General features: G+C 50.1%; 24 protein-coding genes. 1 reads left to right on the forward strand and 23 read right to left on the reverse strand.

The genetic code is table 11. The features are described 5' to 3' along the window. Positions 1-341: 341 nt before the first annotated feature. From DP091_RS20460 to DP091_RS20505, 10 genes are read right to left on the reverse strand one after another with little or no spacing between them, the layout of a single operon-like run. Positions 342-479, reverse strand: coding sequence for an XkdX family protein (locus tag DP091_RS20460; protein WP_113060019.1), 138 nt, complete (start codon positions 477-479; stop codon positions 342-344). Positions 480-498: 19 nt separating this feature from the next. Then, positions 499-1,083: a hypothetical protein gene (locus DP091_RS20465; RefSeq protein WP_113060020.1), complete on the reverse strand. Its 585-nt coding sequence runs from the start codon at positions 1,081-1,083 to the stop codon at positions 499-501. A gap of 13 nt (positions 1,084-1,096) precedes the next feature. Beyond that, positions 1,097-3,679 carry a hypothetical protein gene (locus tag DP091_RS20470; protein ID WP_113060021.1) on the reverse strand — a complete coding sequence of 861 codons (2,583 nt, stop codon included), beginning with the start codon at positions 3,677-3,679 and terminating at the stop codon, positions 1,097-1,099. Beyond that, positions 3,680-4,225, reverse strand: coding sequence for a YmfQ family protein (locus DP091_RS20475; protein ID WP_113060022.1), 546 nt, complete (start codon positions 4,223-4,225; stop codon positions 3,680-3,682). Continuing rightward, on the reverse strand, positions 4,222-5,280 hold the full coding sequence (locus tag DP091_RS20480; RefSeq protein ID WP_113060023.1) for a baseplate J/gp47 family protein: 1,059 nt from the start codon (positions 5,278-5,280) through the stop codon (positions 4,222-4,224). The genes DP091_RS20475 and DP091_RS20480 overlap by 4 nt, the downstream gene beginning before the upstream one ends. Beyond that, positions 5,273-5,686 (reverse strand): DUF2634 domain-containing protein, encoded by a 414-nt coding sequence (locus DP091_RS20485; protein ID WP_113060024.1) that lies wholly within the window; start codon positions 5,684-5,686, stop codon positions 5,273-5,275. The genes DP091_RS20480 and DP091_RS20485 overlap by 8 nt, the downstream gene beginning before the upstream one ends. Then, positions 5,683-5,979, reverse strand: coding sequence for a DUF2577 domain-containing protein (locus tag DP091_RS20490; protein WP_113060025.1), 297 nt, complete (start codon positions 5,977-5,979; stop codon positions 5,683-5,685). Before DP091_RS20490 ends, DP091_RS20485 begins: the two co-directional genes overlap by 4 nt. A gap of 6 nt (positions 5,980-5,985) precedes the next feature. Then, complete coding sequence (locus tag DP091_RS20495; RefSeq protein WP_113060026.1) at positions 5,986-6,951, reverse strand: XkdQ/YqbQ family protein; 966 nt, start codon at positions 6,949-6,951, stop codon at positions 5,986-5,988. Positions 6,952-6,963: 12 nt separating this feature from the next. Next, positions 6,964-7,683 (reverse strand): LysM peptidoglycan-binding domain-containing protein, encoded by a 720-nt coding sequence (locus DP091_RS20500; protein ID WP_113060027.1) that lies wholly within the window; start codon positions 7,681-7,683, stop codon positions 6,964-6,966. A 1-nt stretch (position 7,684) separates the two neighbouring features. Further along, positions 7,685-9,604: a phage tail tape measure protein gene (locus tag DP091_RS20505; protein ID WP_113060028.1), complete on the reverse strand. Its 1,920-nt coding sequence runs from the start codon at positions 9,602-9,604 to the stop codon at positions 7,685-7,687. Here DP091_RS20505 and DP091_RS31440 point away from each other — a divergent pair. After that, positions 9,590-9,802, forward strand: coding sequence for a hypothetical protein (locus DP091_RS31440; protein WP_181469888.1), 213 nt, complete (start codon positions 9,590-9,592; stop codon positions 9,800-9,802). The genes DP091_RS20505 and DP091_RS31440 overlap by 15 nt on opposite strands. Here DP091_RS31440 and DP091_RS20510 read toward each other — a convergent pair. The 13 genes from DP091_RS20510 to DP091_RS20565 form a co-directional block, all read right to left on the reverse strand. Beyond that, a complete protein-coding gene (locus DP091_RS20510) occupies positions 9,799-10,221 on the reverse strand; it encodes a phage tail assembly chaperone (RefSeq protein WP_113060029.1) in 423 nt (140 codons plus the stop codon). The genes DP091_RS31440 and DP091_RS20510 overlap by 4 nt on opposite strands. A gap of 29 nt (positions 10,222-10,250) precedes the next feature. Beyond that, positions 10,251-10,709 (reverse strand): phage tail tube protein, encoded by a 459-nt coding sequence (locus DP091_RS20515; protein WP_006212529.1) that lies wholly within the window; start codon positions 10,707-10,709, stop codon positions 10,251-10,253. Between the two features lies 1 nt (position 10,710). Next, positions 10,711-12,030 carry a phage tail sheath family protein gene (locus tag DP091_RS20520; protein WP_113060030.1) on the reverse strand — a complete coding sequence of 440 codons (1,320 nt, stop codon included), beginning with the start codon at positions 12,028-12,030 and terminating at the stop codon, positions 10,711-10,713. After that, positions 12,031-12,204 carry a hypothetical protein gene (locus DP091_RS31445; RefSeq protein ID WP_181469889.1) on the reverse strand — a complete coding sequence of 58 codons (174 nt, stop codon included), beginning with the start codon at positions 12,202-12,204 and terminating at the stop codon, positions 12,031-12,033. After that, a complete protein-coding gene (locus tag DP091_RS20525) occupies positions 12,201-12,638 on the reverse strand; it encodes a phage tail terminator family protein (RefSeq protein ID WP_113060031.1) in 438 nt (145 codons plus the stop codon). The genes DP091_RS31445 and DP091_RS20525 overlap by 4 nt, the downstream gene beginning before the upstream one ends. Before the next feature lie 86 nt (positions 12,639-12,724). Further along, positions 12,725-12,865, reverse strand: coding sequence for an XkdX family protein (locus DP091_RS20530; protein ID WP_113060032.1), 141 nt, complete (start codon positions 12,863-12,865; stop codon positions 12,725-12,727). Between the two features lie 376 nt (positions 12,866-13,241). Beyond that, positions 13,242-14,684: a hypothetical protein gene (locus DP091_RS20535; RefSeq protein WP_113060033.1), complete on the reverse strand. Its 1,443-nt coding sequence runs from the start codon at positions 14,682-14,684 to the stop codon at positions 13,242-13,244. Position 14,685: 1 nt separating this feature from the next. Then, positions 14,686-15,252: a YmfQ family protein gene (locus tag DP091_RS20540; RefSeq protein ID WP_181469890.1), complete on the reverse strand. Its 567-nt coding sequence runs from the start codon at positions 15,250-15,252 to the stop codon at positions 14,686-14,688. Beyond that, entirely contained in the window at positions 15,245-16,399 is a 1,155-nt protein-coding gene (locus DP091_RS20545; protein ID WP_113060035.1) for a baseplate J/gp47 family protein, read from the reverse strand. The genes DP091_RS20540 and DP091_RS20545 overlap by 8 nt, the downstream gene beginning before the upstream one ends. Beyond that, the gene (locus DP091_RS20550) at positions 16,399-16,857 is read right to left on the reverse strand and encodes a DUF2634 domain-containing protein (RefSeq protein WP_113060036.1); all 459 of its coding nucleotides are present in this window, start codon (positions 16,855-16,857) and stop codon (positions 16,399-16,401) included. Before DP091_RS20550 ends, DP091_RS20545 begins: the two co-directional genes overlap by 1 nt. After that, a complete protein-coding gene (locus tag DP091_RS20555; RefSeq protein WP_113060037.1) occupies positions 16,850-17,239 on the reverse strand; it encodes a hypothetical protein in 390 nt (129 codons plus the stop codon). The genes DP091_RS20550 and DP091_RS20555 overlap by 8 nt, the downstream gene beginning before the upstream one ends. Then, positions 17,232-18,209 (reverse strand): XkdQ/YqbQ family protein, encoded by a 978-nt coding sequence (locus tag DP091_RS20560; protein WP_113060038.1) that lies wholly within the window; start codon positions 18,207-18,209, stop codon positions 17,232-17,234. Before DP091_RS20560 ends, DP091_RS20555 begins: the two co-directional genes overlap by 8 nt. Further along, on the reverse strand, positions 18,206-18,850 hold the full coding sequence (locus tag DP091_RS20565) for a LysM peptidoglycan-binding domain-containing protein (protein ID WP_113060039.1): 645 nt from the start codon (positions 18,848-18,850) through the stop codon (positions 18,206-18,208). The genes DP091_RS20560 and DP091_RS20565 overlap by 4 nt, the downstream gene beginning before the upstream one ends. Positions 18,851-18,882: the final 32 nt, after the last annotated feature.

An 18,882-nucleotide genomic window follows, 5' to 3' on the forward strand; every position in this document is an offset into this window, starting at 1 on the left:
GACGTACCCTGTCACGGCCCCCGTCCCCGCCACCAGCATCTTAAACAGTTGACCGATGTGCTCATACATAATTGTTCCTCCTTTTATATGGTTTTGAAGGTGTGAAAAAGCCCTCGGAGGAGCCGAGGGCTTTTGTTGTTGATTGACTTGGTCGTTCTGTGCATGCTATCTCATAACTAAACATCACTCCGCATGCGGATCATTCTTCCGATCGCTGTTGCCCCCAGATTTTCTTGTAACTTTATAGATAAGGTTAAAATCCGGGGACAAAGGCGAACGCTCCGCTTCTCCAGCATGATTCCGCCTTCTCTTTTACACTAGGAGGCATACAACAGCAGCGTTTAGTATGCCTCGCCAGTGATGACTTCATATTCTTTCGAGGTAATCACGCCAAACGCGACATACTGTCTCAATTGAGGCTTCTGCGCCCACTTCTTTTCATAGTAGTACTTCAATCGTTCAAAATCGTTCTCGAACATCGTCTACCGCTCCTTTCGCTCAGCTATTTTCTAATGACAACAACCGCAATTCAAGCCCTACAATTTGAGCGCCCTGTGCCTCATTCTGTTGGCGCAGCTCCAAGGCCTCCAATTCCCGTGTTACCATCTCGTTACCTAAGCGATCCACTTCATTAGGCACTATTGGTTGAGGTCTGGTTAGCTCCTCGATTTCTTTCTGGGTTAGGCCTTCGATCCAAAGTTCTGGTTGTGGCGGAGAGACGAGGATCGGCATGTCACCCCGTTGCTCTTTTGGGAGTGCATGCCATTCCGATAGAGCTTCGTGATAAGAATTCTGAGCAGCGCTTACGGCAGATTCGTATGCATTCCATGCTGCGAGATCAAATCGTGGGTGGAATAAGCCGGGAGTCACCGGGATGCCGATGATGTAGCCGGAGATGTTGGATTCTGATTCGTTGGGTGACTCACCTTCTGGTTGTGCACCATCATCAACTGTTTGAAGTAGTAAATCTGCTGTTCCTTGCCCCAAGTGGGAATTAAAAGGGACGACACCGGTAAAGGTATCGTCCACGAGTGTGTCCTCTAAATAGAGGCCTTCATTAGTTACTTTAGGCATGGCTTTCATGGGATACCTCCTTTTAGTCTATTGTGAAGGGTGGTAAATTTAAGGACAACCAAGATGCTTCAGCGGATATTGTAGGGCCTACTACATAAGAGACAGAACCATCCGATGAAATTCTAATTCTGGTTACTTGTTCAGTAGACCCGTCGTAGCAAATTGTTACAAAAGTAATACTTTGCTTTGGCCGATATCCTATTGGAAGGTAAAATATTGTGCTTGGGGAACCTTTTTTTATTAATCCTCTAAGGTATACAAAACCTTGGGAGTCTTTCATGTATTGAGCTGTAGTATATCCATAATAGTGCGTGCTATCTGCATAAGGAATCCATCCATTTATCAATGTCGGTGTTATCCAACCCGGTGTATCCCTATCCGCCTTCTTATTCATCAGCACCGATACAGCGGTCGCATTTTGCTGCACGGCGTCGGTCAGCTCTTGGAGTATCAACTTTTCGTTAGCTGCGTAAGATCCAGTAAATGAAGTGCTGGGCGATTTATCCAACATCAAGTATGTGACAGAATATGCAGCGGATGCGTCGTATCGCTCTTTGTTCAGACTGGCCCATGCAGGCCCATTAGATATCTCCAAAGCTGATGCCGGAGTCCGAAAGCCAGAACTATCAGGTGTAATTCTGATACTGTCTTTGTATAATCCGATAAATGCAGCCGCGCGATTTTTCAATGGATAGGTTGCACCGTTAAATGTGGCAACTCCATTACTCGCAACGGAAGCGGCGTTATTCTCCCGAATCACGATCCCCGATCCAACTACGATCTGGTTACCGCCTTCATTAAACGTCAGCATACCTTCAGAAACGATAGGCTCGACTGTTGGAGTTGCGAGTTGGTATACGAGTTGATACGGTTTGTAATCGGCTGCTAATGTAGTTGGGCTAAAATTAGTCGCATCTGCCCATACATTTGGACCAGACGGGCCTCTCCTAACCCACCACTTTTCTCCTGTTCCATTATATGGCCCCTTATTGGTTGGATTATCCCCTACTGCCATCCCCGGATACATTACCCAGCCCATAAAATACGCCTTAATCTCGTCGGCTGTCGGCGTGTAGTTGTCGCCCCATCCGCTGTCTGTGTTGGATACGGTTAGAAACAGGAAACTTTCTCCTGGCCCTTGCCTAAATTGATCCGCTCCGGTAACAGCATTGTATGAATAAGTAAGTTGCTTGCCGTCATACTTAGTGATATAAAACCCTGCTGAAAAATCGCGATCAACTTTAGGTAACCGAATCGTCTTATATCCCGAAGCGCTACTACCGTATGAAACATCCTCAGAGCCATTCATGATAGTTTTCTTCCACTTTGCCAGCTTGAAATACTGCCCGTCCTTCTCGAACACATGGTCAGCATTCGCACCTGTTAGCGGATCGGCGTATAAGTCCGTTTGCAGTGCGAGCATGGCGTATTCGCGTGGTTTGAACAGTTTAGGCGTGTAGCCAATTGTGAGCATAGGGTTATTTACCTGCCCCACAATACCAGCGTCGATATAAACACTTAGAGTTGTATTATCACCGCTGTTAAATGCACCTCCTGTATCTGTTAAATCCAAGAGGATAGAAAAAGGCGTTTTATTATCAGTGATTCTAATCCTAGCCCCACCCACACTTTCAAACGAAAGGGTATAGTCAGTGAACGGCTTACACGAAATAGTTATGTTGGTCCAAGTGCCTTGATCATATTCAGGTTGAAGATATGAATAGGGCAAAAGTATTTTTCCCTTGTTATTAATGTGGCCCCACTCATAAAACGGCGGCAGCAGATTCTCTCCATACCGAATCGCATACGGATTTCGTACAGGCTGAACGCTATCGACGTATGGGTACTTAGCGGCGACTTGTTCAGGGATCATAGTAACAAGGGTAGCGTATTCGGCTTGCGTAATTTCATATATTCTGATTCCGTCATAGTATGCATAATCGGTAGCTACGTTTGAACCTGTGTCGAATTTTAACCTGGCTGCCGTCGTCCCTGTTCCTATGTCGCTAGGGGAAAGGCTCATATACGACAATTCAAAATTACTCGCATTTGATATTTTATTACCGAATACATTCGCACCGTTTTTATTAAGGAACGTTAGCCCTGCGCCTGAACCTACTCCCAATTTAACAAATCCGGCGATTAAGTAATACTTATCGTTCGCAATTTCCGGAGTCATTCTATAAGCGCTTCCGTAAGTTCCAGATGTCGTATTAGTAACTTTAATAGATGAACTTCCAAACATTTTATTGGTAGTATCCAATACAACCGTTGCGGCGTTTGTGGGCCATTTGCTTACGTCCTCACAATCTCCATCCCGCCCCAACAAATTCACCAACGTCCGCCCCTTAATCCCGCTCAACTTAAAAGGTGCGCTCCGCTCCGCGTTCACGATCTGAAGCCCCGGCTGCAGCACGACTTCCCTGCGCTCCTCCGTGTCCAGACGCTTTTCTAAAGCGCCGATGAACTCGCTGGTTTCACCCGCGAACTGATCTATGGCATCCGCGTTCTGATCAATATACTTCTCCAGATCGAAATACGTCGTGGACGGCGAGGTTCGATCGATTTTGTTCAACCCGATATTCGGTGTAACCGGATTCGTCATTTAGGCTCCTCCTCCCAACAATCTGTCTTGTGTTGTTGCTGATATTTCCTCAAAGGTCATGCCCTCTACCTCGGCAATGGTGAGATAACGCAGGGCGTAATCGACCGCCATATGGGCGGGTTTGATCTCCTCAATGGCCGATTTCAAGTCACTTAAATTGGGCGGAATGCCCAGCGTATCTCGAAAATGAATCGTCACTTTATATTCCGCCGGCTGGACGGATACCTCGATGCTGCCCCGCTCATAGGCTTGCGCCACATTTTTGAGCATGCTGGCAGACACCTTCCCGCTCCCACGCATCTTCGAGATAATCACCGAGCGCCGCTGCTCGATCGGCTTGGAGAGGTTCACCGGAATGTTCAAGTCCTGCTCGAACCGGGATAGCGCCCACGTAGCGGTTTCGGGATAATACTGGTCCACCTGATCCTCCAGTTCCTGCGCTAACTTGTCCAATTCAGCCCCTTCTGCCCTGGCAATGGCTTTTATTTCTCGAACATCGTGATAATAGGACGGCAGGTAACCCAGCCAGGCTTCGGCTTTACTCATCGGACCGTCACCGTCCCCAGGACAGCCACGGCTTCCGGTTCGATCGGAATGCTGTCCGTTCCTCCGTTCACGGTCAATACCTCGTAGTCGATGACCGCCGGAATATCCAAAATCACGTTGGCGATCCGGTTATACCGGACCAACGGGTCGGACATAGCCAGATCTTTCAGATACTGGCGAACACCCTGCTCAATGGCTTCCTGCACACCGTCCATTCCGGCTCCATCGAGCAGCGTAACCTGTACTTCAATATTTACTGGCACTTCAACCGCACCAACAACGGTGACAACCGAACCTACAGGCGCTACCCCCTCCCCCATGCCATCCATGGTCGGATCGATGTACTGCTGCACCGATTCCACAACGGAAGGCGTCGGCGAACGCATCTCGTTATCCAGCAGCACCACCTTGACGGTGCCCGGACCGTCCCATAAAGGAAAAGCCTTGGCCTTACCGACCCCGGCTTTCTCCCTCGCCCACAGTTCATACTGATTCCGGTTTGCACTGGTCACGGGTCGGGAGATTTTTTCGCGGTATCGGTCATACAACGCTTCGTCCGACTCGGTATCTACGCCAGGTACCCAGAGCTCCACCAGCTCCGCCTTCACCAAACCTTCTAGGTATTCCAGCGGAAGCAGCGAACCGAATCGGCGGTTGCCTTCCTTCCCGCTTGTCTCGCACTCCAGAACAAATTGCCCTGCATCCAATCGGGTGATGACCTTGTAATTCAGCGGATTCAATGAAAAACGGCTCCCTAGAGGCACATCCACCGCGGCACCGTTATTGCCTGAGAAGTGCCCCAAGAGCTGTGCTTTTGTAGACTGCTTCCGGGTCAGCCCTGACCAGGCAATGCTCCGATCCAAAAATTCGTCCGATGCCGTCGCGGCAAATTTCAGGTTCATGGAGTACCCTAATTCCACGTACATCTGGGCAAGCTCAGCCGCAGAGGGGGCCAATGCATCGTAGATGATGCTGCCTTCCCTTTTATCCATACCATCCGGGATTCGATCCAGCATCCGCTGCAAGATTGCTTCGTACGTCTGTTCGTCAACCATCCTCTCTCACCTCCTTGATCATATTGAAAGCCCCATACACGCTTTGGACCGTAAATTCCGCAACCGCCTGCTCGCCCGTAAAAGTAATATTTATATCATCGACCGACAATAAGCGGTCATCCTGCAGCAGTGCTTCCTTGATATGCCGCTCAATTTCAGCATAGGCCCACAGCGGGTCGCGGCCAATGACGGAGTCTAGCTCCTGCCCATAGTTGCTGCTGTAGATCAGATGCTCAAATCGGCGAGTCTGAAGGATTTTGACGACAGCCTGTTTAACGGCCTCAAGACCGTCAATGTGACCTGATATCGTTCCTTCCTCTAGGTTCAAGTCATACGTCAGACTAGGCTGCTCCAGCGTTTCCACAATCTCGCTATCTGGCTCCAGCATTCCTCCCTGCGGAATCATGACGGCTTCACCAACCGATCCAGCACGAGATACGTTTGGCCGCCTTGGTAACGAATGAGCAGCACCGTATCACCGATCTCCAGCCCTTTTCGAATCACATATTCCGCGCCACCAATGTTCAGCTTGTACTCGGTCATTGATTCTCCGACAACTAAAAAATCCTCCGTCAGGCTAAAACGCTGATCCACGTTCACCTCCAGAGGATGGATTGATGTGACTGTGCCGTACAGCACCGCCATCGGGTTTGTGCTCCCCACGGCGCTAAGACTGGCTTTTTTGATAATATCCAGCATCCCTGCTTACACCACCTTCATATTTAGCGACATCGTGTGCGTACCGTCCGAGAATTTATGCGTACACTCATCGATGAGATACGGCTTCAAGCCTTCTTCCGGCAGATTCACATAAATCGTGTTTCCGGCACGGACCCGTAAATCCCCGATAGCCTCAATCGACAACGTCTGCTGCTCCCTGTTCTTCAGCTCCAGTAAATTTTGCGCTAACTGCTTCAACTGAGCTGGGTTCATGTTCTCGTCAGCAACCTCGTATAACTGGAGCAGGCCCCATTGGGCAATGTTTTGTCCGTGCTGGTAAAGGTAAACATCTCGCTTCCCCGTCTGCTTGTTGTCCCGCACGACTTTGACGCGGTTGTACGTCTCATTGTCGATGCTTTTTTTATATGAAAAATCCGTCATGAGGCTGTCTTCTCCTACCGCAAGCATGAGCAGCATGTCGTTGATGTTGGTCAACGTCAGCTCACCGTACTGGTCGTAAAACATATAGTACTGCTTGGTCGCGATCAGCGTAGAATCCAAGGCCTTGCAGATGATATCGATCAGTTTCTTGTCCGCTTCCAGCATGGCAGGGATGGTATGGCCGGTATCGGCCAGCGTCCCTGTTTTCAGATTAAAATCCTTGGCAATCTTGCGAATGATATCCTCCACCTTGGCATTCGTAAACCGGTAGGTGTCGTTGCTGGACAGGTAACGCAGCTGGTCGTAAGCCATCACTTTGACCTGGGCGTCCATGCCCCACTCCTTGGAAAAAACATAGCCATAAAACAGATCCTTGTTATCCTTGCGGAATCGCACAATGTCGCCGTTCTCCACTTCGAATGCCTTGCTCTGCGCAAGACCATTATTCACATAGTTGATATCCAGACTGGCCGGCTTCGCCTGACGGCTTGTTTTCCACGTGATGTCGGTTACGATCTGCCCCAGATCCCACACGCTTCCGTTCTTGCGGTCAATCATCAGTTCAATCACGGCGCCACCTCTTTAGGGAATCTTGAGAACCCGGCCGACGGCCAGCTTCCGGACCTCATGGTCCTTGATTCCGTTCAGTTTTTGGATGTCCGCATGACGGGAACCGCTGCCGAGCAGCTTTTGGGCAATGCTCCATAGGGAATCGCCTTTGGCAACCGTATAGGAGGTTGGTTTTTTGCGGTCATCCGGTCGGTCTTTCTTCTTCACTGCTGCCGCTTTTTTGTCTTTTACCGGTACCACCTTCCGAGCCCCATAAAACACGTAGCGTTTGAGCGTAATCGAGAACTCGATATCCTCCGGCGATCCGGACATCGTATTCCAGTTGAAGCTCTCGATGGAGGCCGCCATGTTGATGCCAAAAGACTTCATCGCCCGCACCACGTTCTTGCCATCCGTACCGCTCAGCGGATCGGGAACAAGCCCCGTCATGACAAAGCGAACAGGTCGGCGGGACTCCATCCAGCCTTTAATGGTATTTACGTAGTCAATCGGCAGCTTCGGCACCTGGTCAGATCCTAGATGGACAAAGGGGTACATCCTACCCGGAAAAAAGCTTTCAAACGAAATCTCCGTCAGCTTCGGATACAGAATTGCATTCACTTCACCAAGCCCCGCTACCGTATACGATTTGCCTTCGCCGCTATCCTTCACGTCAATCCGCTCGGGGTTCACCGGAAATCGAAAAACCTCCTCCTGGTTATTGAAGCTCAGAAAAAATCCATAATCGCTCATGCTACAGATACACCCCCTCGGCACTGGACACAAACTGCTCCTCCAGCGTTCGGTTAATTCTCGACATGATCGTATCCAGATCGGCCCCGGAGTTAATATCTCCTGTTGTCATCTGCACGGTCGGTGTCAGAGTAATCATATTGCTGATTGCATTCACTTCCGCCAAGTCGCGCATCACTTTTAGATCCTCGCTCGCAACGTCCACCGAGTTGTCCACTTTCCCGATGGAATCGATGCTGCCTCCAGCAGGGGCTACCGGGATTGGGGCCGTTGGCATGGCGGGCATAGCAGGCATGGACGGGGTCGGGGTTGTTTTTGGAAGAGCAACATCGTACCCGGTTTTCCCCGTGTTGTACTGTTTTAAAAGATCCTCGCTGTTCTTGCCCAGGTTCTTATCCGGCATGAATTTATCCTTAAATGTATCCATGGAGAAATCTTCTATGCCTTTCTGTCCGGTGTCTTTGAAATTCGTAAAGTCTGCCTTATACTCAATCTCTGCAATCTGCTTGGTATCCACACCAAGGACCTTTCCAAAAAAGCCCGCTACCGCGTTAACACCTTTAATGATGCCGTTAATGACGGAAATGACAGTGTTCACCGTGTTTTGCGCCAGGTCGACAATGAAGCCGAATACGTTGCTGAATATTTGCTTAAGGCCAAGCGTCACCACTTTCCAAGCCCCGAATGCGGCCATTGCAGCGATAATTAATGAAATTAATAGCATAAGAGGATTAGCTTTGATAACCATATTAAATATTCTCATCGCTCCTGCAGCGATGTTCGTAATCGTGGCCATCACGGATTGAGCTGTCGCAAACGCGTAAGCCGATATTCTCCCCATGATCAAACTTGCATTTAACATCGCGAAAAAAACACCCACTAAAGCAATAACAGGAAGCAACCCCATAAATATAGTGATCAGATTCCAAATGGTGTTACCGACTCCCGCGATCGTTGCTTTAATGAATTCCCAGGCTGGAGGGATCATTTCAGCAATCCATAAGAATCCTTGTGCTAATAAAGATAGTCCTGAATTCAACATGCTAAAAAACGGTTCAAATGCCCCTGATTCAAACGCAGAGTTAATAATATCAAGAATAGGTATTATAGATTCAAGCGCCCCGCTCCCTATTTGAATAAAGGCATTGTTCACATATCCCAACATCTTTTGCCACTTGCTCACAGGAGAGTCCATCATTTTTTGAAGAGCTTCTTCCGTCATCCCCGATTTCTGCAGGAGTTGATCCATTGACGCTAAAAATGCTCCGAAATTGCCCTTGGATGAAACCACTTCCTTGGAAAATTGTTTGATGTTGGTTTCAGGTATCTTAAACTCTTTCGCAAGTGAACTGGTGTCGCCTTGCATCGCACTCATAATGGCAGCAGCGGCATCTCCCGAACTCTTCCCTGTAGATGAAAGCTTGCTTAAACGCTCAGCAAAACCATTTAACGTAGAAATTTCATCCGAGTTTTTGGTCATGTTCATAAAAGATATTGAGTTTCCGAGAGTTTTGTTGACATCTGCTCCAGATTTCAATGCATCCTGCTTAAATTTTTCAAACATAGCCGAGCCAACCTGTGGATCTCCTATTTTGCTCTGGATTACATTTTCCAAGTTCTGTTGTTTTGCTGCCGGTATAATGGAGACATTGGCAATGAATTTCATTTCCTTATACGCAGCTTTAATTGAACCAAGCGCACTGCCAAATTTACTTGATGCCTTCTCTCCCTTTTTCACTTCAGCATTCAGATTTTGTTGAGCTGCTGCCGCATCATTTATTTTAGCCTCAGCTTCTTTTATTTTTTTGGTCGCATGATCAAAACTCAAACCGAATATAAACGACTGCTCAAAAACGAGTTTATCCCAGTTGCTTAATGCCTTCAGGATCTTTGGTGGAACAAGTATTTGAGTGTTCGCCATTCCTTCACCCCCTTCTTCTACAACCTATCTCCGCTTCCGGACTCGCTCACGCTTCTCCTTCTCCACCCGCATCGAAATCATGGCATAGATGGCGGCCCGTTCCCGGACCGACATCGCCATAAGCTGGTGAGGAAGGATGTGCAATTCATGGAGGGCGTAGTACGCATAGTTCGCATCACCGTCGCCCTCTTTGATTAGTTTTTTACGTCATCTACCAGTTCGTTCATATCCCGGTCAAAACCGTTCAGCGCTTGCACCCGCTCTCCAAGCGCAGCGAACTCGCCGGGCAGCAGCATTTTGCGGAGCAAGGATTCTGCACCGAGAACGCCGTAGGATTTTTGCAGCTCGCTGTTTTTCAAATCCGGATAAATGACGCTCGATACCATCAGCTTCGCCATATAATCATTCGGGTCGATTTCCGGCGTGAAGACGCCATTCTTCCCCTTGACCTTACGCGTAGCCGCTTTTCGGCACTCCTGGTTCTCTTCCTCCGTGATGCTGCGCAGCTTCCAAGGCACAGGACTCCCTTCAGGATCCTTAAAACGAACAGAGACCACGAATTCCTCCGTAATCTCCGCAGACGACTGCCCAGCAAAAAACATACTAAAATCGCTCATATTCCTTCCTCCTCATTCAATGTTGAATATTAGGCCAATGGGTTAAACGGCGTCTCAATCCGCACATTCTCAAACGTGAAAGCTACTTCTTCCTCCAGCGCCTCCGCTTCGGTGTCGAGAGATGCCATAATCACGCTGTCCAGGTTGACTCCTTCCAAAATCACCGTCTGACGTCCCGTCGACGAACCCGGATCCTCATTACGTACTTCAATCATGAAGTACGCATCTTTGCCTGTTTGAATGTATTCCATCATCAACTCGCGGAACAGTGAGGTCACATAATAAATGGTCATCGTGCCGCTGCCCTTCCAGCCAATGGCTTTGTGCTGTACGGCGCGTTGGCCCATCGTTTTCAGCTCGGCTTTTTCCTTCTCTACCGTAGCTTCCAGTGTTTTAATGTAGAACATTTCCTCCATACGCTCGCCAATTTTGACGAATGCCTTGCCCTCTTGCCCGGAAATCGTGTCGTTCGCCCGCAAAAATGCCATCTTAGACCACCTTCACTTTCATGTATACTTTTTCAATTGCATCCACTGGCTGTACCTTGATATCCACAAACAGCACATCGCCTTCTGTACCCGGCGTCACCACAATATCTTCGTTCGCATCGAAATTTTGAATAGCCCCGATATTCTGCAAAGATGCAAAATACGCCGCGCATTCCGCCCAAAACAGCGTCCGGCCATCCACATTGTTGTCTACCTTCCCGATGTAGGACTTCTCAAAAATCAGCTTCAAATCATTCGCAATGCCATCCAGCACACGGACCACACGGTTTTTGGAAAAATGGCGCGCTTTGGCCGGCTCAATCGATGTAAAGCTGTTAATATCCTGCTCTACCACGGCTTTGCCGCCGCTGTAGCTGAACAGGAACTCGCCCTTCGTCAGCGCTTCTTCAATCTCTGTATGGCTTAAACGAACATCGGTATCCACCGCTTCATCGTAAGCTGCGTACGTTAGGGATTCGTTAACAGCTGCCGCAGCCGTGGCGCCAGTGACCCAGGCAACTGCCTTGACCTTGTCCACGACGGAGCCGTCAGTGAGAACAACGCCATTTTTCACGGAGATGACGCCTTCATAATCCGCAGCCGGATAGTCAGACAATACAGCTTGAACCTTTTTGCCTTCCTGCTCGCGAAGCCGCTTGACGAATGCGGTATACAGGGACTTGAGGGTTGGGTCCGCAGACAACAGACCTACAGTCTGGAAGTCTTGGACCTCAAGCGCGGCAAGGAAGTCCACATGCTCTTGGTTCGTCACGGTGCCGTTCGCGCCACCTGTCAGAGCGAATCCTGCCGTGGCCGCCAAATCGCCTGTATCCGGTGCGAAGGTCACGTACAAGTTAGGTTCCAGTTCGGCTCCACTAGCTACAAGCTGCTTGTCCACAGCTTTGCCGCTCAGCAGCGTGCTGACCACAAACTTTCCGGGATCATCCACCGCGTTCTCAACAACGATCTGGAGATCATTACCGCGTTCTCCACCATAAAGTGCGGTTGCTTTGAGACCGGCAACAGAAGCTGCAGCCTGGGCCCCGCTGTTCAAGCGGTAAAGCAAAAGCGTGCCTGCGCGCTTGAGCACTTCTTTTACCGAGAGCAACTGTGGTGATGTGATATCATATCCCAGCACCTCCACCAGATTGGTACCTGGCTGAATCGTCAGGATTTTATGAGGCTCTCCCCATGGAAGGGACAAGCCCAGTGCAGCAATCCCCCTTTCACCTACGCGCCCGATCGGCTGCTCCTGCGATGAGATTTGGGTATACACGCCTGGTCTTACTTTGTTGGGTGTTGTCCATGTTCCTCCGGCCATTTAGATGACCTCCTTTTTCAAAAATGTGGTTAACTGGTCTTTCGCTTGCTGAATGGTGTACGTCTTGCCCTCTTCGAGAATGGCGCTCAGCACATCCTTCTTGCGATTACTGAATTGATTGGATTGTGCCAACTGTTGCTTGTTGAACGCCGGTGCTGTTTCTTTTTTACTCATTTCAATCCGCCTCCCTGTTTCAATGTTTGCATCTTCATGTCGGTCTCTTCCTGATCCGTTGTCATCTGAATGACATACTCTGCGCGAAAATATCCTTCCCCCGCTGCCCCATCCTTCCCAGTTGGCCGCTCCCACGCCACTGATGAGGCACGACATGGTCGGCCTTCGACTTCAAGGGATGTTAGGGTCTCCAGCATCTCGTCCATGATCGTTGCCACTGACTTCCCTTCCACTGGTACGTAAGAGATACGGAAATGAAAACGAGCCGCATATCGATTGGTCGATATCGGCTCGAACTCGGTTAGGGTTAGTTCAGTTAGGAAGTATGGGGCTGGTGGTAGTGGTTCGGCCTCCTCTTTGGAGATGGAGGAGATGTCTTTAAATTTCGTTTGCAAGGCGCTTTTCAGAGAAGTTTGCATTTCATGAACAATCATATTTATTGTTCCTCTCTTTAACCGGATGTCTACTATTTCAAGAAGCCCCGGATAACCGAGGGCATAAAAATACGCCTCACGGCGCATTATGCTGCATAATCAACATTTGTGATTTGCTCGTTTTCTTCTGGAGTGATCATCTTTGCCACAACAAAAGTCTTTAGGCTGTCAGTGTTGTAGAACGGATGTTGGTTATCATAATAACGCTTGACGATCGAATACCACATCTACTCTGTACCTCCTTTCAATGCGGCCACTTCGAAGAGTAACGTTCTACCGTATCCTCCTGGGATGCAATTGTTGCCTTGTCGTTAGCACTTTCCATTAACAGTGTTCTGATGGTTGTGTTCAGCTCAAAATTTACTTGTTGTAAGTCGGACACCTTGATTGCAATTGTTTCCGGAGCGTAATACAGTTCATTTTTCTCTAAGTCCACCCGGTGTCAAATCTGGGATGATCTTGGAATAAATCATTGGTGCATCAATTTCTATGCCTTCCCGGTTTTATCTGGGGAACGCGGGATTAATTATGACTTCCTGAACCTGCCCCGTCTTCTCAGATGTTTTTTGGTATATGATGTACATATTCATAACCTCCGTAATTTTAAGTTGTTAGAACCACTAAATCTCTGGCCCATCCTTCAGCCACCGGTTTACTATCGCTGCCCTGATACATAGATGCGCTGCAGAAACGCAACGTTCCCGTAAGTTTAAAGTTGGCTGGGATCGAGGGCATCGGTATCTTGCTAGGCAAACTCATCCCGGCTTCATACATGATTCCAGTGCGTTGTCTTCGATCAAGAGCAAAACCTGTAAGTTGGGCCATCACCTCTGCCCCTGTAGCTGTCCTTGTTTTTAGTGTGTACACGACTCCAGCATCGTCAATAAGAACTAGTGCAGCCGTCTTTGTAGTGATGAATTCATTCGTCATCGTCAGAGCCTGCATTTTAACAATATTATTATTCTCAGCTGTGTACACATCTATATAGCTCTCACTCGGTGGGATTATAAACAAGTCATGATATACCCAAGTGTTAGGGGCTGATATATTCTTCGGCATTGGGTTATTGTGTACCAAACTTCGCCCACCTGGTGATAATGTCCCCACCAAACCTCTCACTTCTATTCCGGCGCGCAGGTTATTTGCCGTCAGCCCCGGTACCGCTGCCGTCACCCATGTAGCTCCGTTATAATAACCGTGTGGTGGTTTGATAAAAAATCGATCCCCCGGCCAAACCGTCGATTCAAGACCAGGCATGTGGTTATTCTCGGCGCTTCGGTTCGGCATCTGACCAGCTTTTTTAACTCCATCGTCGTACCCTGAGTATCCCGCGACAAGCATATTCGGATCGAGCACAGCGTCGGCCGTATCAACAACAGTGGACTTGCCTGGTACCCCAAAAATATTTACACCAGATCGAATATTGCCTGATAAAAGATCAGGATCATGTGCTTGGATTGTAACCTGCGAGCCTGGTGGGTAAAATCCGCTATCGATATTGACGTACGTATCAACATACGCATCCCCATCTGGGTTCGACCATAATCCAGACTTAAACTGATTCCCTTGTGTCGGTATGGTTCCGGTTACTATTCCGTTGTCGGTTCCAATCGTTTTAGGTGCTAACACATCGGCTGCTGTCGCTGTTCCTACCTCACCCCCTTCACCCTGTAAAATAAAAGCCTGACCATCATATACCAATGTGTAGACGCCATCCTGCTTAAAACTGGCAGAACTGCCGCTTGTTTTAAGCACTGGCTTGGATCCCAAACCATTAACGTTGAGCATTGGGGCTCCAGTGCTTGCAACGTTGATTTTTACGGTAACCCGAATCCCAGCTGTAAGGCTCGCCGGGGCAGGCTTTAGATTAACTTCATATTCGTTCGCTTTAGGCTGAGTCGTTACTCCGTATCCTCCTGTTCTCCCCACAGCCTCATCAACCTTATCCCAATTCTCATTCAGCATCGTCTCGATGTTAAAGGTCTCATTGCCATCCACCATCGGGTCTTTCTTCAATAATCCTAAATTCGGTGTGTTACTGGACAACTCAAACACCTCCTGCAAATTTGTTTAACGGCGTCTGCCCCAGCTCGCCCAATGTCATCACGTCATGAATATCGCGTATGAGCAAGTAGTTGAACGCATACGCCACCGCCAGATGCGCCGGCTTGATCTCCTCGATCGCGGACTTCAAGTCCTCCAGATTCGGCGGGATGCCGAGCGTATCGACGAATCTAACCGTAAATCCCCATTCCTCGGGCTGAAAAGAAACCTCGACCGTGCCGCCATCGTAAGCCTCGGCCACATTTTTCACAAGCGCACCGGAGAAGGTTCCCGCTCCGCGCAGCTTGGACTCCAGCACCGCCCGCCGCTGCTCGATCGGCTTGTTTCGGTCGGTGGGAATGCCAAGCTCCATCTCCCATCGCTCTAGGCCCCAGGTTGCTGTTCGAACAAAGAACTGGTCTGCAGCTGAGTTCAGCGCCTGGTAGAGCGCGTCCAACTCGCTTCCCTTAGCCTCCATGTCGGATTGCATAACGCGGGAAGTCTCGTAATAGGCCGGTAGATAAGAAAACAGCTCGCGACCTCGCAAGCTGTTCATTCGGACATTATTCACTTACGCTCACCGTCCCGAGCACCGCGACCTGACCGGAGCCAATTTCGATATTTTGCTGCTCGGTATGGCCGTTAATCGTCAAATCCGAGTAGTCGACGATAATCGGGATATCCAGCAATACGGCGGCAATCCGCGTATACCTCACCAAAGGGTCTTTCCGGTTAAAAGCGATCTGCTGTAAATACGTCCGGACACCGTCCTCGATCAGCTTCCGGATTTCTTCCATCGTCGAAGGCTGCTCCTGCGTACGCTGCACTTTGACGGAGATCTCAATCGCCACTTCCGCCGCAGGCATCACCGTGATTACCGGACCGGCCGGAGCAACGCCTTCACCCTGTCCATCCTGGGACGGGTCAATGTACTGCTGAACGGCATTCACGATATCCTGGCTTGCCGCACGCTTGTCTGTATCTATGAGATACAGTCCAACGGTACCGGGTCCTTTCCACAACGGCGCCACTTCCACGCCGCCAACGCCGGCAATCTCATTGGCCCACTGCATGTACTGCGCTTTGTTACCACTCGTTCCCTGACTTCGGACTTTCGCGTAAAAACGCTCCAGGAGCGACTGATCGCTTTCGGTATCCGTCCCGCTCCGCGTGGGCTCCGGGTTCGTAACCGATGTTACGCCGCTGACCGACGTCATCATAAGCTGAATGACGCCTGCGGGAACATTGCCGTTACTGCCCGGCGTGACGGCTCGGATCGGGGCCGCGCCGGTACCCAAATCACCCAGCGTAACGCCTGATGTGGTCACATACTCCACTGAGGATTCCCCGGAGCCCTCATCGGCTGGCGTAGCCACATAGGTTCCGGCAGGCACCGTCGTCCCCGGCTTCCCCGTAAACGCAACGCTCCCGGACGAAGCGACCGCTTCCCGCCTAGTAATCCCATGCTCTGCCGTCCTCAGATCGAGTTCGGCGGAACGGATATCCGGATGATCGCTTGCCACGGTGCTCGCAAAGCCTCGACGCAGCAGCTCCTGTGCCCACAAGGCGGCTTCGGACAACATAAACGCGACCGGCGCCTGCGCATCCCAAATAAAAGAGCCCTCCGACTTGTCGATGTCCGAAGGCACTTTGTTCAGCATGCGGTTCATAATGTTTTCTTCCGTCTGATCCAACAAATATAACGGCAAATCTGCCATCAGATCACCACGCTTTCTATAATTTCCGTCTCATCCCGGATACTCGTAATGCGGCAGCTGAAACGGCAAGCTTCTCCTTCCCAGGCAAAAAGGAACTGATCCACGCTCTCCGTCCGCGCGTCTGCCAGCAGCGTCTCGGTGACCATGCGCTGAATCTCGCTCTCTTGCAGAGATCGGTCGTAGCCTTTGCCGACCAGCTCCTCCAGCTCGCTGCCGTAATCGCGCGTATAGATCAAATGACGGTAACGCGGCGTGCGAATCGCTTTTTCACACCAAATAACCCAGGCTTCCTTCTCGTCCGCAACCGGAATCTTCCGGGTCGGGGACATCACGAACTCGCCGGCTTCAAAATCATACCGCCAGCTCCGTCCAAAAACAGCCCCGTCTCCTTCCAGTACCTCCGGATCGGTCGTATCCGTCCAGATCATGTCATCGTCTTCCGGGAATAAATTAGCCACCGCTGCTCACCACCTTGCATACAACAACCACATCATTGCCGCTGTTAACCCGAACGGCGAGCACGCGGTCTCCCGGTTTCAAACCTTTTCCCAATTCAAAAAGGGTATCTTCAACTTCGTTCTCTTCGGCATCAAATGTCATATCTTGCTGCTGGCCCCCCAAAGTCACGGTGCCCTTTGCCGTATAATGGGGCAAGGACAGCATTCCCGGCAGCTCCGCTACCATATAGTCCTGCAGCTCATGCTTGAAATCATCCAGCTTGAGCCCCGTCGAGGTTATCGTGCCGAGTACGGCCCCTACGCCGCCCATGGCTTGACGGGTTTGCTTGTTCATTGAAGCGTATAGGGAGGACGCCAATTGTCCATAGGGGTCTTTATTCAAGGTAAAACCTCCTTTTTACATCGTCATAACTCCCCAGCTCCAGCATCATGCTTCCGGGACTGCCCAGCTCCCGGCTGACGGAAATCACGAGCAGCTTCATCGAGCCCAGCATGACCGCATCTCCGGCACGGATCGTATTGACATCGGGTGCATTCAGGGAGATGGTCTCCCGAATCCCTCTCAGTTTGCTCCGGGCCAGCTGGCGAGCAGCCGCAGGCGACTTCACTTCATCATCCTGAATAATCGCTTGGAGCTGGCCGTATTTGGCGATATCCTTCTCCTCGATGGCCATCACCTTGGAAGGAACCTCTTTTCCGGTCTCGCTTGCGGCTGTCGCCAGGACCTTGACCTTGGTCGCCGCGCCCTCCAACGTCCGCGATTGCGTAGTATCCGTGATGGCCTCCAGGATGTAAACCTCTTTGTTCGTTCCTAACTCATACAGCTCAAGCCCTGAAGCGATCATCCGCGGATGATACAGCTTGCCGCCGGCTTTGGCCGTCTCACGCAGATCAGCGAACATGCTCGCGTAAATCGACTGCGTCCGGTAAACGGAACGCCCCAGTTGCTTCTCGGTATCGGGCAAAACCGCAATTTTCAGGTTCCAGTCCGCCGCGTACTTTTTGAATCGCTGGGTAGCGGTCTGCTTCGCAGGGAACAGATATTCATCCTCCGATTTGTCCAGATATACCGTCCGATCGTACAATGTGAGGGTCATCCGCTTCACCCCATTATTCGAGGTTTCCACTTCCCACACGACAGCCGGGTGCAGCAGGGGGACATAATCCTTTTTACCATAAGGAATCCCGCTGATCCGGATTGCCATTCCCGGCGAGATCGGCGGCGTATCCGGCGTTACGACCAGATTGACGGTTCCCTGATAAGCGACTTGTTCAAGCGAATCTCGTAGACTGATCGCTTCCACCAAAGGAGATAAATCGTATTGATCCTGCAAAATCACCTTGTAACTCATGACAGCACCAGCTTTTGGCCAGGCTTGATGGCATTCGGATCTTTACCGATCATTTTCTGATTCAGCTTGTAGATCTGGTTCCATTTCGAGCTGTCCCCGAGCTCCAGCTTGGCGATTTTGGAGAGTGAGTCCCCTGACTTCACGGTGTACGTCTTGTTCTTTTCCTTCATGTCGGCCCGGGGCTTTTTATTCGTTCCAGATGCCCCGCTGCTGCCAGCCGTTTTGGCCACCTTCATTTCGCTCCATGTCCGAAGCGTGATGTCAAAATACACATCCCCGAGCTCCCCGCCACGGAACGTGGACTGATGGGAGGCGACATACACCGGCACATTCACCGCCGTCTCGGTAATGACGAATTGCAGGGGCGTTTTATACGTCAAAAACTCGTTAAGTTTATTCATCGCAGTTTGCGGTTTAATATGATCTTTCTCTTCTCCTTTGCAATAAGCTGCATTATAATCTTGTGGAAAAAATGAAGAGAACGATATCTCCTTGATCCGATGGCCTTGCGGAAAATCAAACTCCCCAAAGTTGAGAATCGTAGCCGTTTCCAGTCCCTTTTGGCGTGAAATGGTCACCTCTTCGGGGTTGACCGGGAATAGGAACGTCATGCCTTTTCCGTTCTTCAAAAGAAACTCCACCTTGGCTCCCTCCTTTCTGTATGGATGCCTTC

Origin of the sequence: Paenibacillus sp. MDMC362, assembly GCF_003269305.1 — a bacterium.
Lineage (GTDB): Bacteria > Bacillota > Bacilli > Paenibacillales > Paenibacillaceae > Paenibacillus_AQ.

Coding starts and splice junctions, on each gene's coding strand:
- DP091_RS20515 (WP_006212529.1), bottom strand. CDS start 10,709: ATGGCATTTTTGCGGGCGAACGACACGATTTCCGGGCAAGAGGGCAAG.
- DP091_RS20460 (WP_113060019.1), bottom strand. CDS start 479: ATGTTCGAGAACGATTTTGAACGATTGAAGTACTACTATGAAAAGAAG.
- DP091_RS20560 (WP_113060038.1), bottom strand. CDS start 18,209: ATGAGTTACAAGGTGATTTTGCAGGATCAATACGATTTATCTCCTTTG.
- DP091_RS20465 (WP_113060020.1), bottom strand. CDS start 1,083: ATGAAAGCCATGCCTAAAGTAACTAATGAAGGCCTCTATTTAGAGGAC.
- DP091_RS20500 (WP_113060027.1), bottom strand. CDS start 7,683: ATGAGCGATTATGGATTTTTTCTGAGCTTCAATAACCAGGAGGAGGTT.
- DP091_RS20490 (WP_113060025.1), bottom strand. CDS start 5,979: ATGCTGGATATTATCAAAAAAGCCAGTCTTAGCGCCGTGGGGAGCACA.
- DP091_RS20530 (WP_113060032.1), bottom strand. CDS start 12,865: ATGTGGTATTCGATCGTCAAGCGTTATTATGATAACCAACATCCGTTC.
- DP091_RS20470 (WP_113060021.1), bottom strand. CDS start 3,679: ATGACGAATCCGGTTACACCGAATATCGGGTTGAACAAAATCGATCGA.
- DP091_RS20475 (WP_113060022.1), bottom strand. CDS start 4,225: ATGAGTAAAGCCGAAGCCTGGCTGGGTTACCTGCCGTCCTATTATCAC.
- DP091_RS20525 (WP_113060031.1), bottom strand. CDS start 12,638: ATGATTGTTCATGAAATGCAAACTTCTCTGAAAAGCGCCTTGCAAACG.
- DP091_RS20520 (WP_113060030.1), bottom strand. CDS start 12,030: ATGGCCGGAGGAACATGGACAACACCCAACAAAGTAAGACCAGGCGTG.
- DP091_RS20485 (WP_113060024.1), bottom strand. CDS start 5,686: ATGATTCCGCAGGGAGGAATGCTGGAGCCAGATAGCGAGATTGTGGAA.
- DP091_RS20505 (WP_113060028.1), bottom strand. CDS start 9,604: ATGGCGAACACTCAAATACTTGTTCCACCAAAGATCCTGAAGGCATTA.
- DP091_RS20545 (WP_113060035.1), bottom strand. CDS start 16,399: ATGGCAGATTTGCCGTTATATTTGTTGGATCAGACGGAAGAAAACATT.
- DP091_RS20510 (WP_113060029.1), bottom strand. CDS start 10,221: ATGAGCGATTTTAGTATGTTTTTTGCTGGGCAGTCGTCTGCGGAGATT.
- DP091_RS31445 (WP_181469889.1), bottom strand. CDS start 12,204: ATGAGTAAAAAAGAAACAGCACCGGCGTTCAACAAGCAACAGTTGGCA.
- DP091_RS20480 (WP_113060023.1), bottom strand. CDS start 5,280: ATGGTTGACGAACAGACGTACGAAGCAATCTTGCAGCGGATGCTGGAT.